This window comes from Pseudomonas sp. zfem001, from assembly GCF_032621725.1.
Taxonomy (GTDB): Bacteria; Pseudomonadota; Gammaproteobacteria; order Pseudomonadales; family Pseudomonadaceae; genus Aquipseudomonas; species Aquipseudomonas sediminis.
In genome coordinates this window covers 638,770-652,890 of record NZ_JAVYJI010000001.1, presented here as the reverse complement: position 1 = coordinate 652,890, position 14,121 = coordinate 638,770, and the positions used below count along the sequence as shown (strand labels likewise).

General features: G+C 63.7%; 15 protein-coding genes. 3 read left to right on the top strand and 12 right to left on the bottom strand.

Translation table 11 applies throughout. The features are described from left to right. Window positions 1–98: 98 nt before the first annotated feature. The 12 genes from RTH74_RS03200 to RTH74_RS03145 form a co-directional block, all read right to left on the bottom strand. Entirely contained in the window at window positions 99–410 is a 312-nt protein-coding gene (locus RTH74_RS03200; RefSeq protein WP_316913723.1) for a YkgJ family cysteine cluster protein, read from the bottom strand. A 145-nt stretch (window positions 411–555) separates the two neighbouring features. Then, window positions 556–1,083: a DUF2878 domain-containing protein gene (locus RTH74_RS03195; protein WP_316913722.1), complete on the bottom strand. Its 528-nt coding sequence runs from the start codon at window positions 1,081–1,083 to the stop codon at window positions 556–558. Continuing rightward, window positions 1,076–2,350, bottom strand: coding sequence for a cyclopropane-fatty-acyl-phospholipid synthase family protein (locus RTH74_RS03190; protein WP_316913721.1), 1,275 nt, complete (start codon window positions 2,348–2,350; stop codon window positions 1,076–1,078). Before RTH74_RS03190 ends, RTH74_RS03195 begins: the two co-directional genes overlap by 8 nt. Beyond that, window positions 2,337–3,137, bottom strand: coding sequence for a DUF1365 domain-containing protein (locus RTH74_RS03185; protein ID WP_316913720.1), 801 nt, complete (start codon window positions 3,135–3,137; stop codon window positions 2,337–2,339). Before RTH74_RS03185 ends, RTH74_RS03190 begins: the two co-directional genes overlap by 14 nt. Next, window positions 3,137–4,384 (bottom strand): FAD-dependent oxidoreductase, encoded by a 1,248-nt coding sequence (locus RTH74_RS03180; protein ID WP_316913719.1) that lies wholly within the window; start codon window positions 4,382–4,384, stop codon window positions 3,137–3,139. The genes RTH74_RS03185 and RTH74_RS03180 overlap by 1 nt, the downstream gene beginning before the upstream one ends. Beyond that, window positions 4,381–5,136, bottom strand: a complete 756-nt coding sequence (locus RTH74_RS03175) for an SDR family NAD(P)-dependent oxidoreductase (protein ID WP_179545645.1) — start codon at window positions 5,134–5,136, stop codon at window positions 4,381–4,383. Before RTH74_RS03175 ends, RTH74_RS03180 begins: the two co-directional genes overlap by 4 nt. Next, the gene (locus RTH74_RS03170) at window positions 5,133–5,555 is read right to left on the bottom strand and encodes a nuclear transport factor 2 family protein (RefSeq protein WP_316913718.1); all 423 of its coding nucleotides are present in this window, start codon (window positions 5,553–5,555) and stop codon (window positions 5,133–5,135) included. The genes RTH74_RS03175 and RTH74_RS03170 overlap by 4 nt, the downstream gene beginning before the upstream one ends. Next, window positions 5,552–6,988, bottom strand: a complete 1,437-nt coding sequence (phrB, locus tag RTH74_RS03165) for a deoxyribodipyrimidine photo-lyase (RefSeq protein WP_316913717.1) — start codon at window positions 6,986–6,988, stop codon at window positions 5,552–5,554. Before phrB ends, RTH74_RS03170 begins: the two co-directional genes overlap by 4 nt. Further along, entirely contained in the window at window positions 6,976–7,932 is a 957-nt protein-coding gene (locus RTH74_RS03160) for a MerR family transcriptional regulator (protein WP_316913716.1), read from the bottom strand. Before RTH74_RS03160 ends, phrB begins: the two co-directional genes overlap by 13 nt. A gap of 4 nt (window positions 7,933–7,936) precedes the next feature. Then, the gene (locus RTH74_RS03155) at window positions 7,937–8,887 is read right to left on the bottom strand and encodes a DUF523 and DUF1722 domain-containing protein (protein ID WP_316913715.1); all 951 of its coding nucleotides are present in this window, start codon (window positions 8,885–8,887) and stop codon (window positions 7,937–7,939) included. Between the two features lie 168 nt (window positions 8,888–9,055). Further along, the gene (locus tag RTH74_RS03150) at window positions 9,056–9,286 is read right to left on the bottom strand and encodes a TIGR02450 family Trp-rich protein (protein WP_036999188.1); all 231 of its coding nucleotides are present in this window, start codon (window positions 9,284–9,286) and stop codon (window positions 9,056–9,058) included. After that, complete coding sequence (locus RTH74_RS03145) at window positions 9,283–10,269, bottom strand: NAD(P)/FAD-dependent oxidoreductase (RefSeq protein WP_296230799.1); 987 nt, start codon at window positions 10,267–10,269, stop codon at window positions 9,283–9,285. The genes RTH74_RS03150 and RTH74_RS03145 overlap by 4 nt, the downstream gene beginning before the upstream one ends. A gap of 191 nt (window positions 10,270–10,460) precedes the next feature. Here RTH74_RS03145 and RTH74_RS03140 point away from each other — a divergent pair, with 191 nt between their 5' ends. The 3 genes from RTH74_RS03140 (at window position 10,461) to RTH74_RS03130 (ending at window position 14,081) form a co-directional block, all read left to right on the top strand. After that, the gene (locus tag RTH74_RS03140; RefSeq protein WP_316913714.1) at window positions 10,461–11,363 is read left to right on the top strand and encodes a TIGR01777 family oxidoreductase; all 903 of its coding nucleotides are present in this window, start codon (window positions 10,461–10,463) and stop codon (window positions 11,361–11,363) included. A 12-nt stretch (window positions 11,364–11,375) separates the two neighbouring features. After that, window positions 11,376–12,398: a ferrochelatase gene (gene hemH, locus RTH74_RS03135; RefSeq protein WP_316913713.1), complete on the top strand. Its 1,023-nt coding sequence runs from the start codon at window positions 11,376–11,378 to the stop codon at window positions 12,396–12,398. Between the two features lie 351 nt (window positions 12,399–12,749). Further along, window positions 12,750–14,081, top strand: coding sequence for an MFS transporter (locus RTH74_RS03130; RefSeq protein ID WP_316913712.1), 1,332 nt, complete (start codon window positions 12,750–12,752; stop codon window positions 14,079–14,081). The last annotated feature ends 40 nt before the right edge of the window (window positions 14,082–14,121 follow it).

Below are 14,121 nucleotides of genomic sequence, written 5' to 3'. Positions count from 1 at the left end.
GCCGGGCAAATGCCCGGTCTTTTTTATTCAGCAGAATAGTTACCGCTCTGTGCGCATCTTGGCTTGGGATAGCCGGGGCAGGCGTAGGCGGTGGCTCGCTATTGATAGGCCTGAGCGATGCCGCGACGCTCTTCCAGGCACTCGCTGGCGCCCAGTTCGAACTCCCGGCAGATCAGTGGGCGCACTTCGTAGATGGTGCAGCGCATGCTGTTGCGGTCCAGCGCTGCGCACCAGTTGTCGTCCAGGCGACGCATCACTTCGCTGCCCCACTGGTCGGTATCGATAAAGTGTTGCGGCACGCCTTCATCGCCGAACAGCATCACTTCCAGCTGGCAGCAGCAGGCCGCGCAGGTGCTGCAACTGACTTCGGGCTCGGTTGGCAATTGGGTATGGGGAATGGTTTGGCTCATGGCGCGGCAGTGTACGCCATGCGCTGGTGATCATGGGCCTGGGCTGACAGGGTGCAGCGGGGCAGGCCGCTTTTCGTAGGAGCCCCGCCTCGGGGGCGAAGCTTTTCGAACCCGAGCCGAAGCGGTTCGCGGCGAGGCGCCGCTCCTACAGAGGCTGACGGCTACGCAGGCGCTGCTCGTATTGCGCTCGATACAGCTTGGCGAAGCCATGCAGCACTGGCATCACCACGGCCCAGACCAGCGCCAGAATGGCCAGGGTCTGCCAGGTGCCGAGTGGCAGGGTGACGCCGGCGATCTTGGCGCCGCCGTAGTAGGACAGCGGTGCGGCAACCGCGCCGAGCAGGCTGGCTCGCCACCAGGGCTGGGCCGTCCAGGCCAGGCAGTGATTGAGGGTGCTGGCCAGCAACAGCCAGAGCAAGGCCAGCCACAGGGGGATCAGCTGGCGCTCTTCGCCGAAGTCGAACACGCCGAGGTTGAGCAGAAAGCTGTCCAGCGCACTGCCGGCGAGAAACACGCTGAGCAGCAACTTGCCTTCGGCAGCCCAACTGCTGACCCACAGCAGGTGCACGGCAATGATCGCCGCCACCACCAGCAGCCAGGGGCTGTCGCCGGCAAAGACGCAGACCAGCCAGCCGAGCTGGAACAGGAGGGCGTTGGCGATCAGCTTAGGCATCGAAGTTTCCTAACAGAGGCGCAGGGCGAGCGGCCGGTTTGGCCAGCAGCAATTGCGCGGTGCCAATGGTGCGTTCGAGGAAGCCGCCTTCGCAATAGCAGAGGTAGAACTCCCACAGGCGATAGAAGTAATCGTCGTAGCCCAACTGCTCCAGGCGCTGCCGCGCGTGACGCAGGTTGTCGTGCCACAGGCGCAGGGTGCGCGCGTAGTGCAGGCCGAAGTCTTCCATGTGATGTAGGTTGAGGTCGGTGTGTCGGGTTACGACATCGAGCATCTTGTTTACCGAAGGCAGGGCGCCGCCGGGGAAGATGTAACGCTGGATGAAGTCCACCGACTTGCAGGCTTGCTCGTAGCGTTGATCACGAATGGTGATGGCTTGCAGCAACATCAGGCCATCGGCTTTGAGCAGGCGCGAGCATTGCTCGAAATAGGTGGGCAGGAAGCGGTGGCCGACGGCTTCGATCATCTCGATGGACACCAGTTTGTCGTACTGGCCATCGAGGTCGCGGTAGTCCTCCAGCAGCAGGGTGACGCGATCCTCCAGGCCCAGCTCGCGAATGCGTCGCTCGGTGTGGGCGTGCTGCTCGCGCGACAGTGTGGTTGTGGTCACCCGGCAGCCGTAATGGGTCGCGGCGTAGATGGCCATGCTGCCCCAGCCCGTGCCGATTTCCAGCAGATGGTCGGACGGTTGCAACGCGAGCTTCTGGCAGATGCGTTCGAGCTTGTTGAGCTGAGCCTGTTCCAGAGTGTCCTCCTCGCTGGAGAACATCGCCGCGGAGTACATCATGGTCGGGTCGAGGAACTGTTCGAACAGGTCGTTACCCAGGTCGTAGTGCGCGGCGATGTTGCGACGCGAGCCTTGCCGAGTGTTGCGGTTGAGCCAGTGCAGGCCCTGGATCAGCGGGCGCCCCAGGCGTGCCAGGCCGCCTTCCATGGCGTCCAGCACATCGAGGTTGGCGACGAAGATGCGAATCACCGCAGTCAGGTCCGGCGTGCTCCAGTAGCCATGTATGTAGGCTTCGCCCGAGCCGATCGAGCCATTGCCCGCCACCAGACCCCAGACCGCAGGGTCATGCACGGTGATTTCGGCGCGCAGATGAGCCTGGGGGTTACCGAAGTGCAGGCTGTCGCCGGCTTCGTGTATCACCAGCAGGCCATGTTGCAGGTTCTGTAGCTGGCGCATCACGGCACGCCGCAACAGGCCGGCACCAATGCCGTTGCCACTGCGTACCAGGCTTCTCGTTGCGGTCAGGCTAGAGCTCTTCATGGGGCATGTCCTTCACGTGTGGGCGGGCTACACGGAAGCTGCCTTCCGCGGGCTTGTGGTCGAAAATCGGGATGCGCTTGAACAGCAGGCGCATCGCCTGCCAGTAGATGGCGGCCAGGGTTTTGCCGGTCATCCAGGGGAAACTGAGCAGATAGCGGTGCAGGCTGGTGCGGTCGAGGGCCTCACGGTGAAGGCTGAGGCTGGCGTCGAACATTTTGCTTTCGCCCTGCCAGTCGGCCATGTGCACGCCAAGGCGCTCGCCGACGGCGCTGAAACTCATGCGGTATTGCAGCTCGCGCGGCAAGAAGGGCGAGACATGGAAGGCCTTGTCGACGCTGACCTGGTGGCGGCCTTCGCCCTCTGCCGGCAATACGTAGTGATAACGCTCACGCCACGGCGTATTGCTGACTTCGCAGAGAATCGCCATCAGGCGCTGGTCGGCGTCATGGCAGTAGAAGATGCTGACCGGGTTGAAGGCCAGGCCCCAGCTGCGCGGCTGCGTCAGCACGCAGATGCGACCTTGCGGGCGTGTGCCCAGTGCCTGCTCCACACGATCACGCACTGCCTCATGCAGCGCCACGCCCTGGCGGGTGAATTCGGGCAGGTAATCGCTCTCGCGAAAGGAGAATGGCGCAAAGCGGCTGGAGCCGGCCAGCTTTGACAGGGCGAACAGTTGCGCCTGTTCGCTCAGGTCGAGGTACAGCAGGCCCATGCGATAGCGAAAGGCATGGGCGCGCGGGGCGAAGCGACGATGCTGCACCCAGCCGCTGTACAGGGCGCTGTGCATCAGAGCGTCTCTCCAAAGGCACGCGCGACGCGCAACGCGCTGACCACGCCATCTTCATGGAAGCCATTGGCCCAGTAGGCGCCGCAGTAGTAGGTGTGCTGGGCGCCCAGCAACTCTTCCCAGCGCGCCTGTGCGGCGGTACCGGCCAGGCTGTACTGCGGGTGGGCGTATTGGAAGCGTGCGAGGATCTTGCTCGGGTCGATGGCGGCAGTCTGGTTGAGGCTGACGCAGAAGGTGGTATCGCTGTCGATGCCCTGCAGGATGTTCATGTCGTAAGTCACTGCCGCCGGCTGGTCGCTAGGCCCACCCAGACGATAGTTCCAGCTGGCCCAGGCCAGCTTGCGCTTGGGCAGCAGGCGCGTGTCTGTATGCAGTACCACGTCGTTGTTGGCATAGGGCAAGGCGCCGAGAATCTCCCATTCCTTTTCGCTGGCCTGATCGAGCAGGGCCAAGGCCTGGTCGCTGTGGCAGGCGAAGATCACCTTGTCGAAGCGTTCGCTGCCGGCTGCGCTGTGCAGAGTGACGCCGTCCTCATCGCGCACGACGCGGCTGACCGGGCAGTTGAGGCGAATGCGCTCGGCGAAGCTGGCGGTCAGCGGTGCCACGTAGCTGCGCGAGCCGCCTTCGATCACCTGCCAGGTCGGGCGGTCGCTGACCGAGAGCAGGCCGTGGTTCTTGCAGAAGCGCACGAAGAACTGCAGCGGAAAACCGAGCATGTCGGCCAGCGACATCGACCAGATGGCCGAGCCCATCGGCACGATGTAATGCTCGATGAAGCGTCGGCCGTAGCCGTTGCTGTCGAGGTATTGACCGAGCGTGGTGTCGGCGTCGATGCGATTGCTGGCCAGGTCATCCAGCGACTGGCGATTGAAACGCAGGATATCGCGCAGCATGCCCCAGAACGCCGGCGACACCAGGTTGCTGCGCTGGGCGAACAGGGTGTTGAGGTCGTGGCCGTTGTATTCCACGCCGGTGGCGGGGTCGCTGACCGAGAAGCTCATTTCGGTGGGCTTGAAGCCGACGCCGACTTGTCCCAGCAGGCGGATGAAGTTGGGGTAGGTCCAGTCGTTGAAGACGATGAAACCGGTATCTACCGCATAGCTGCGGCCTTCCACCTGCACGTCGACGGTGTGGGTGTGGCCGCCGATCCAGTCGCTGGCCTCGAACACCTGAATGTCGTGCTGGCGGTTGAGCAGGTAGGCGCAGGTCAGGCCGGCGATGCCGCTGCCGACGATGGCGATTTTCATGCGTTGTCCTCGTTACGCGCCAAGCGGCGACCTATGGCCAGTTGCAGGCTGCTGGGCAGGCTGCCGAGCAGTTTCAGGATGGCGATGAAGGGGGTGGGGAAAGCGATCTCGTGCGGGCGCTTGTCCAGGCGTGCGGCGATGTGCCGTGCGGCGCGCTCCACCGGCCAGCGCATGGGCATGGGGAAGTCATTCTTCTGCGTCAGCGGGGTATCGACGAAACCCGGACTGACCAGGGTGACGTCGATGCCTTCTGCCGCCAGGTCGATGCGCAGCGTCTGCATCAGGTAGCGCATCGCCGCCTTGGACGCACCATAGGCCTCGGCGCGTGGCAGCGGCAGGAAGGTGACCGAACTGCCGACGCCGACCAGGTGCGGGCGGTTCCCTCGGCGCAGCAAGGGCAGGGCAGCCTCGATGCAGTAGCTGGCGGCGAACAGGTTGGTGCTGACCACGCGTTCGATCATCGCCGCCTCGAACTGGCGCACCTCGATGTATTCGCAGGTGCCGGCGTTGAGGATCACGCAATCCAGCGCGCCCCACTGTTGAGCGATGCGCTCGCCAATCGCGCGCACCTGCTCGGCGTCGGTTAGGTCACCCGGGGCGACCAGTACCTGATCGCCATAACGCGCGGCGAAATCCTGCAATGGGCCGCTGCTGCGTGCGCTCAGCGCCAGTTGATGGCCGGCCTTGAGCAACTCCTCGGCCAGTGCGGCACCGATACCGCTGCTGGCGCCCGTGAGCCAGATACGTTTCATGCCAGCCTCCGCTTCAACCAGGCGATCACGCTGCCGAGTACTGGCAGATGTTCATAGAGCAGTGCGCCAGCATCGAAGTAGTCACGGTGTTGATAAACGCGCTCACGCCAGAGCAGGTGCGAGCAGCCTTCGACGGCGATTTCCTCGCCGCCACGTACGCGTGGGTGGCGATAACGCATGGTCCAGCGCAGGTAGCCTTCACCTTCGGCGACCTGATCGAAACCGTGGAACTCGAAACGCAGCGCCTCGACGTTGGCGTAGAGTTCGGCGAAATAGCGGCGCAGCGCCGTCAGCCCATGCACTTCATGCAGCGGGTCGCGAAACAGCACATCGTCGCTGTACAGCTCGCCGAGCATATCGAGGTTGTCCTTGTTCAGCGCGGCGAAACGCTCGGCGAAGTCGTGAAGAAATGCACTCATGCCGGAACCTCCCGCGAAGACAGGTTCTTGAACGCCGCCAGCGCGCGTTCACGCGAGCGTGACAGATCGACGATCGGGCGTGGATAACCGGCGGGCGCGAACAGGCCGCCCAGTGCGGACGGGTCATGAATATCGCGCTTGTTCAGCCCGGCCAGTTCCGGCACCCACTGGCGAATGAACTGGCCATCGGGATCGAATTTCTGCGACTGGCTGATCGGATTGAAAATGCGGAAGTAGGGCGCCGCATCGGTGCCGGTGGAGGCGCTCCACTGCCAGCCACCGTTGTTCGCCGCCAGGTCGCCGTCGATCAGGTGGCGCATGAAGAAGCGCTCGCCTTCGCGCCAGTCGATCAGCAGGTTCTTGGTCAGGAACATGGCGACGATCATGCGCAGGCGGTTGTGCATCCAGCCGGTTTCCAGCAGTTGGCGCATGGCCGCATCGATGATCGGCAGGCCGGTGCGGCCCTCTTGCCAGGCGGCCAGGTCTTCGGGGGCGTGGCGCCATGGCACAGCCTCGGTTTCCAGGCGGAAGGCGCGGTGGCGCGATACTCGTGGATAGCCGACCAGTGTGTGCTTGTAGAACTCACGCCAGAGCAGCTCGTTGATCCAGGTGACGACGCCTGGGTTGCCACTGTCGAACTCGCCCTGATTGGCCGCCAGTGCGGCATGCAGGCATTGCCGTGGCGATACCACGCCGGCGGCCAGGTAGGCCGACAGCTGGCTGGTGCCAGGCTTGGCAGGGAAGTCGCGTTCGTCCTTGTAATAGGCCATCTGCTCATCGGCAAAGCGCTCCAGGCGCTGCAGCGCGGTGTGCTCGCCGGCGGGCCAGAGCAGACGCAGGCTATCGCTGGGTGTGGCGAAACCCTCTGCGGTTTCGGGAACGGCGTCACTGCTGATGGCCAGCGGCGTTTGTGCCTTCGGTGCGGCGATCAAGGCCGGCAGGGACGTGTGCAGGCGCTCGTAGCACACCTTGCGGAACTGGCTGTAGACCTGGAAGTAGCCGCCGGAGCGGGTCAGTACGCTGCCAGGCTTGAACAACAGTTGATCGAGGTAGCTGTGCCAGGCGATGGCCTGCTGGTTGAGGTAGGCGCAGACCCGCTGATCGCGCAGGCTTTCGTTGATGCCGTATTCCTCGTTGACGTGCACGGCGCAGATATTGTGAGCGTGGCAGACCTCGGCGATGTGCGCCGGTGCCTCGCTCCAGTCGTCACAATGACGCACCAGTAGCGGCACATTGAGCGCCGCCAGTGACTTGCTAAGCTCCGCCAGGTTGCGCAGCCAGAAGTCCACCTTGCTCGCGGCATCGTCATGGCGCTGCCACTGGCCGGGCGTGACCAGATACAGGGCGATGGTCGCGCCGCTGCTCATGGCGTGGCTCAGGGCGGTGTTGTCCTGGGTGCGCAGGTCGCTGCGAAACCACATCAGTTGCTGCATGGGGGGACCTCTTGGGTGCCGAGCAAGCCACGGCGCAATAGCCAGGCGTGCGCGGTGAGCGGGTCGCTGGCCGATTCCAGATTAGTCAACGAGTCGCGGTGAATGTGGGCGGCGGGGCCAGCGAGCAACAACGGCACCTGGCATTGTTCGGCCAGGCGGGGTAACTGGCGGCGCACCAGGGCACCGTCCAGGGCTTCTTCGGCGTACAGCAGCACGGCGCGTGGGTCGATATGCTCCACCGCCGTCAACAGTTCATTGGGCGGTAGTGGCCAATCGAAGACCTCTACCGGGCAATCACTGGCGCTGGCCAGCCAGGCGCACAACCACAGGCCCGGCTCCATCGGTGCTTCGCCGAGGTTGATCAGCAGCAGCGGCGCGCCACCGACCTGGCGATTGCAGTGGTAGATACGGGTGGCCAGCTTGCTGCGCAGCCAGGAGAGGAAGAACACCTGCTCGGCGCGGGCACCGAACTGGCCTTGCCAGCGCTGACGCAAGTCACCTAGCAGCGGCCACAGCAGTTGTTCCACCAGGGTGCTGGCCGGGTAGAGCGCCAATGCCGAGTTGAAACGATCGTCGAGCCGTCGCTCGTTGAGCTGGGCGATGCAGCCGAGCAGTTCGTTGCGCTGACGTGACCAGATATCGGTATGAGCTGCTTGTGGCACCTGCCCATGGTCGAGCAGCGCCTTGACCTGACCGACTGCAACGCCGCGCGCCAGCCAGGCGAGGATGGCGTTGATGCGCGCGAGGTTGGCCGGCGAGTAGAGGCGGTGTCCCTTGGGCGTACGGTACGGCACGATCAGGCCATAGCGGCGTTCCCAGGCACGCAGGGTGACGGCGTTGATGCCGGTGCTGCGGGCTACCTCGCGGATCGGCAGGTAGCCCTCGTCGAGCGCCTGGCGGTAGTCGTGGCCGGTTTCTTCTTCGGCGATGGTTTCGCTGGTCATGGCATCACAGCGCGTTGCGCAGGCTGAGTGGCTCGGGGTGCGGCTGCAGATACGCCTGTTCGGCGATGTAGCGATCCGGGTGACGGCGGAAGTGGTGCTTGAGCAGCGTCAGCGGTACCACTAGCGGCACGATGCCCTCGCGATATTGGCCGATCAGTTGCTGCATCTCCTGCTTCTCGTCGGCACTCAGGGTGCGTTTGAGGTAGCCGCTCAGGTGCTGCAGCACATTACTGTGGGTGCCACGGGTGGCGCATTTCTTCAGCGCGCTCATCAGTTCGCTGAAATAGCGCGGCGCCAGTTCGCCCAGGTCGTGCTGGCTGAGGTCGCCGAGCATGCGCCCGAGCGACTTGTAGCGCACCGGATCGGTGGCCATCAGCAGGTACTTGTAGCGCGAGTGGAAGGCGATCAGTGAACGGCGCGTCAGGCCTTGCAGCAGCAGGCGTTGCCATTCGGCGTGGGCGTATACGCGGGTGATGAAGTTCTCGCGCAGGACCGGGTCGTTGAGGCGACCGTCTTCTTCCACCGGCAGATCCGGGTGCCGCGCGCAGAAGGCGGCGGCGAAGATGCCGCGGCCCGGCTCGCTCGGGCGTCCGCCTTCCTGGTAGACCTTGACCCGCTCCAGGCCGCAGGAGGGCGACTGCTGCATGAAAATGTAGCCGCTGATGCCTTGCAGCTCGTTGGCCATGCGCTCGCCGTAGGCGGCCAGGGCATCGGTGACGTCGCGCGAGCGGTCGACGCTGCCGACAGCGCGCGGCGCGTTCGGGTCGCCAACCAGACGAATCGGTTCCCTCGGGATCGACATGCCGATGCCGACCTCGGGGCAAACCGGGATGAAATCGAAGTGTTCGGTGAGGCTGCGGCTGCACAGGCGCGACAGCTTGTGGCCGCCGTTATAGCGGACTTCGGCGCCCAGCAGGCAGGCGCTGATGCCCAGTTTGGCTTTGCTCGCTTGCATAACCTGACCTCGTTAGACCTTGTACATGCAGTAATCCATGTACAACTTGCGTCTATCATAGGTGTGTAGTTATACAAGTCAAATGCTTTGTATAGGTTTGGTATTGGTTTTCTTGTGTGGGTAAGTGGTGTCTGCCCGAGGTGGCATCACAAGCTATCGCCTTGGAGGTCAGCGCCAACCTTGCAGCCAGCGCTCGGTATCTTGCAGTTGACGCCAGTCGAGCTGCTGGCTGCGTTGTGTGAGCACCGCTTGCAGCTCGACGCCGAGGACGTTGTCTTGCTCGTCGCGGATCAGTTCGGTCACCAGGAAATGACGCTCGCGATTCTGCGGCTGCGCGGCCGTCCATTTCGACAACAGCAGTTTGCGTGGGTTGAGACGGCGCTTGTCGGGCGTGCTCATTGCAGGTGCTCGAGCAGGCGGCGTGCAGCATCCTGGCCGCTGATCCAGGCACCTTCGACGCGGCCCGACAGGCACCAGTCGCCACAGGCGTACAGGCCGAGGTCGGCGTCGGCCAGTGCCCCCCACTGATGCGCCTGTGCCGGGCGGGCATACAGCCAGCGGTGGGCGAGGGTGAAGCTCGGGGCCGGCACGGCGCAACCGATGAGCTCGGCGAAGGCGCCGTGCAATTGTTCGATCACCGCTTCCTTGGGCATATCCAGGTTCTGTCGGCTCCAGGCGCTGCTGGCGTGCAGCACCCAGGTGTCGAGGTGGTTGTCGCGGCCGGGTTTGCTGCGATTGCGCGCCAGCCAGTCGAGCGGACTGTCCTGCACGAAGCAGCCTTCCACGCGGGTATCAAGCGGGCGTTCGAAGCCCAGCGCCACCGCCCAGGTCGGGTCCATGATCACGCTCGCTGCGGTGCCAGCCAGTTTCGGCGCGGCTGCCAGCAGGGCACTGGCTTGGGGCGCGGGCGTAGCAACGATCACATGGCTGAAGGGGCCGTGGCTGTTGCCTTCGGCATCGAGCAGGCTCCAGTAGCGGTCGCCACGGAACACTTCGGTGATACGGCAACTGAATTTGACCGGCAGGGCGCCGAGCATGGCTCGGGTGATGGCGCTCATGCGCGGGCTGCCGACCCAGCGCAGTTGCTCGTCAGGTGAGGCGCTGAGCTGGCCGTCCTGGGCGTTGTACAGGCTCGGTTGCCACTCGGCGACCCAGCCACGCGCTTGCCATTGCTGCACCACCTCGACAAAGCGGCGGTCGCGTGCGGTGAAGTATTGTGCGCCGAGATCCAGGCTGCCTGCGTCACTGCGCTTGCTCGCCATGCGCCCGCCGCTACCACGGCTCTTGTCGAAAAGTTCGATATTCTGGCCGGCGGCGTGCAGGGCCTGGGCGGCGGATAGCCCTGCGATGCCGGTGCCAATGATGGCGATGGGTGCGTTCATGGTTACCTCGTCAGCACTGAATGCTATACAGGCTAAGGTTTGGACAAAAGCTATACAAGAGTGTTTTCATGTACAGCTGTCGCCGAAAGCGGCGCTCCCTTGCTTTAGGTTTAGGACAAACGCGACAGGTATGCGCGTCATGAACCAGACTAAAGGTGAAGTTTCTTCCATTGCCATGCGAGGACGATGCCATGCATATCCTGCTGACCGGCGGCACCGGTCTGATCGGACGAGCGCTCTGCGCGCACTGGAGCGAGCAGGGCCACCGCCTGACTGTCTGGAGTCGTGAGCCAAGCAAGGTCGCGCGCCTCTGCGGGGCCGATGTTCGAGGCATTGCCCGGCTTGAAGAGCTGGGTGAAGAACCACTGGACGCGGTGATCAATCTGGCCGGCGCGCCCATTGCTGACCGCCCCTGGAGCAGCAAGCGCAAGGCGCTGCTATGGTCCAGCCGTATTGGGGTGACCGAGCAGTTGCTGGCCTGGCTGCAGGGGCGTACACAGCGTCCAGCGGTGTTGTTGTCGGGCTCGGCGGTGGGGTGGTACGGCAACGGCGGTGAACGTGAGCTGAGTGAAGATACGCCGCAGGTCACCGATGATTTCGCCGCCCAGTTGTGTGGCGCCTGGGAAGAAACTGCACAACGCGCCGAGGAGTTGGGGGTTCGTGTGGTACTGGTGCGCACCGGCCTGGTGCTGAGCCCTGACGGCGGCATGCTCAAGCGTTTGTTGCTGCCGTTCAAGCTTGGTGTTGGCGGCCGGATAGGTGATGGCCGGCAGTGGATGCCCTGGATTCATATCGCCGATCAAATCGGGCTGATCGAGTTTCTCTTGCAGCACGGAGATTCTCGCGGTCCTTATAATGCCTGCGCGCCGCTACCGGTGCGTAATGCCGAGTTCACCAAGGCGTTGGGACAAGCGCTGAGTCGCCCGACCATTTTCCCGGCGCCGGCCTTCGTCCTGCGCGCTGCATTGGGCGAGATGTCCGAGTTGCTGCTGGGCGGTCAGCGCGCCGTGCCGACGCGTCTGCTGGAGGCAGGTTTCAGTTTTCGTTTCACCCATCTGGATGTGGCACTAGCCGATCTACTGGGCCACCAATAGCTAGGATTTCGCATGACCGATCACGCATTGTTGCTGGTTAACCTGGGTTCGCCCGCGTCCACCGAAGTAGCCGATGTTCGCCGTTACCTCAATCAGTTCCTGATGGATCCCTACGTGATCGACCTACCCTGGCCGCTGCGTCGATTGCTGGTGTCGCTGATTCTGATCAAGCGTCCTGCGGCATCGGCGCACGCCTATGCCTCGATCTGGTGGGAAGACGGTTCGCCGCTGGTAGTGATCAGCCGCCGTCTGCAGGAAGCGATGAAGGCTCAGTGGACCCAGGGTCCGGTGGAACTGGCCATGCGTTATGGCGAACCGTCCATCGAGTCGACCCTGCAGCGTCTGGCCGCGCAGGGGATTCGTGAAGTGACCCTGGCGCCGCTGTATCCGCAGTTTGCCGACAGCACCACCACCACGGTGATCGAGGAGGTCAAGCGGGTGGTGCGTGAGCGTGGGTTGGACATGCGCCTGTCCACGCTGCCGCCGTTCTACGATCAGCCGGAGTATCTTGACGCCCTGGGCGCTAGTGCCAAGCCTTACCTGGAGCAGGAATTCGATCACCTGCTGCTGAGCTTCCACGGCCTGCCGGAACGTCACCTGCATAAGCTCGATCCCAGCGGTCACTGCCTGAAAGGCGACGACTGCTGCAGCAGCGCTTCGCCCGCGGTACTCGCCAACTGTTACCGCGCGCAATGCCTGCGCAGCGCCGAGCTGTTCGCTCAGCGCATGGGCCTGCGCCCGGAGCAGTGGTCGGTGAGCTTCCAGTCGCGCCTGGGGCGCGCCAAGTGGATCGAGCCCTACACCGAGACGCGTCTCGACGAGTTGGCGGCGCAGGGCGTGAAGAAGCTGCTGGTGATGTGCCCGGCGTTCGTCGCCGACTGCATCGAAACCCTGGAGGAGATCGGCGACCGTGGCTGCGAGCAGTTCGTCGAGGCCGGTGGCGAAAGCCTGCAGCTGGTGCCCTGCCTGAACGATCATCCTGACTGGGCGGCGGCGTTGAAGGTGTTGTGCGAGCGCGCGCCCGTCATGGTCTGAGGGCCCGTTGACCGTCGGGGCGAGCCATTCGCCTCGGCGGGTATGAAGCATTCGCCGACCTGATAACACCTTCGAGCGATACTCACTGCTGTTTATATCGTCCTAAGCTGGCGACTCTTTCAACCGTCGCGCATCGCGTCAAGGGCACTTCTAAAAACTATCTGCGTTGTCATCGCTGCGTTAAAAACAGGCTGGAACGCCAGCCCGGTCAAATGCTCATTTACAACTCGTAAAGTCGAGCGCGACTCCGAGCGTTTTTCGCCTGTTTTTGCGGGGCCGCCATCGGTATTGCGCTGACTGCCTCGCCTACGTTTTTAGAAGCCCCCCTAAGCGGTGCCGAGGAGAGCGTCCGTGCATAACAAAAATAACGGCTATCCCTCCAGTGCCCGAGCCTGGACCACTGTTGCCATCCTGATGGTGGCGTATGTCCTGTCCTTCGTTGATCGGCAGATTCTCAACTTGCTGGTCGAGCCCATTCGCCGCGATCTGGCGATCAATGACACGCAGATGAGCCTGCTGATGGGCCTGTCGTTCGCTCTGTTCTATACCGTGTGCGGCATTCCGCTGGGCCGTGTGGCCGATACCCGCAGTCGGCGCGGGCTGATCGCTGTCGGCATTCTGTTCTGGAGCGCCGCTACCGCCGCTTGCGGCATGGCCAAGCTGTACTGGCAGTTCCTCCTGTGCCGCATCGGCGTGGGTGTGGGCGAGGCGGCGTTGTCGCCCGCCGCCTATTCGCTGATTGCCGACAGCTTTCCCGCCGAGCGCCGGGCCACGGCCATCAGCGTCTATTCCATGGGCGTCTACCTCGGCTCGGGCCTGGCCTTTCTGGTTGGCGGCCTGGTCATTCAGTTTGCCTCTGCGCAGGGCGACGTTACGTTGCCGGTGCTGGGTGAGGTGCGTCCCTGGCAGCTTATCTTCCTCATTCTCGGCGGTGCCGGCGTGCTCTTCACGTTGTTGATGCTCGCGGTCAAGGAGCCTGCTCGGCGTGGCGCCGGTGCTGGGGTGGCGGTGCCGCTCAGCGAAGTGGGGCGCTACATTCGTGCCAATCGACGTACCGTGCTGCTGCACAACTTCGGCTTCGCCGGTTTGGCCTTCGCCGGTTACGGTAGCGCCGCCTGGATACCGACCTTCTTCATCCGTACCCACGGTTGGGATGCCGGCCAGGTCGGCATCGTCTACGGCAGTATCGTTGCGGTGTTCGGTTGCCTGGGGATCGTCTTTGGTGGGCGACTGGCTGACTGGATGGCCAAGCGCGGGCGCAGCGATGCCAACATGCGTGTCGGCCTTTACGCGGCCCTGGGGGCCTTACCCATGGTGGTGCTGTATCCCTTGGTGGACAGCGGATTCTGGGCCAGCGTGCTGATGGCCCCCACGGTGTTCTGCCTGAGCATGCCGTTCGGCGTGGCGCCAGCGGCGATCCAGGAAATCATGCCCAATTCGATGCGCGGCCAGGCGTCGGCCATCTATCTGTTCGTCATCACTCTGATCGGCTTGGGAGTGGGGCCGACCGCCGTGGCGCTGGTCACCGACTTCGTCTTCGCCGATGACGCCGCGCTGCGCTATTCGCTGCTGATCATCACCACCCTGGCAGTGTCGACGTCGATCATCCTCCTGGCCAAGAGCCTCAAGCCGTACCGCGAAAGCGTCACGCGGTTGGAGCAATGGGCCGCTAATCCGGCCTGAGCAGGCGCATTTTCCTGCCGTGTCGTGCGTTGATCGGCAC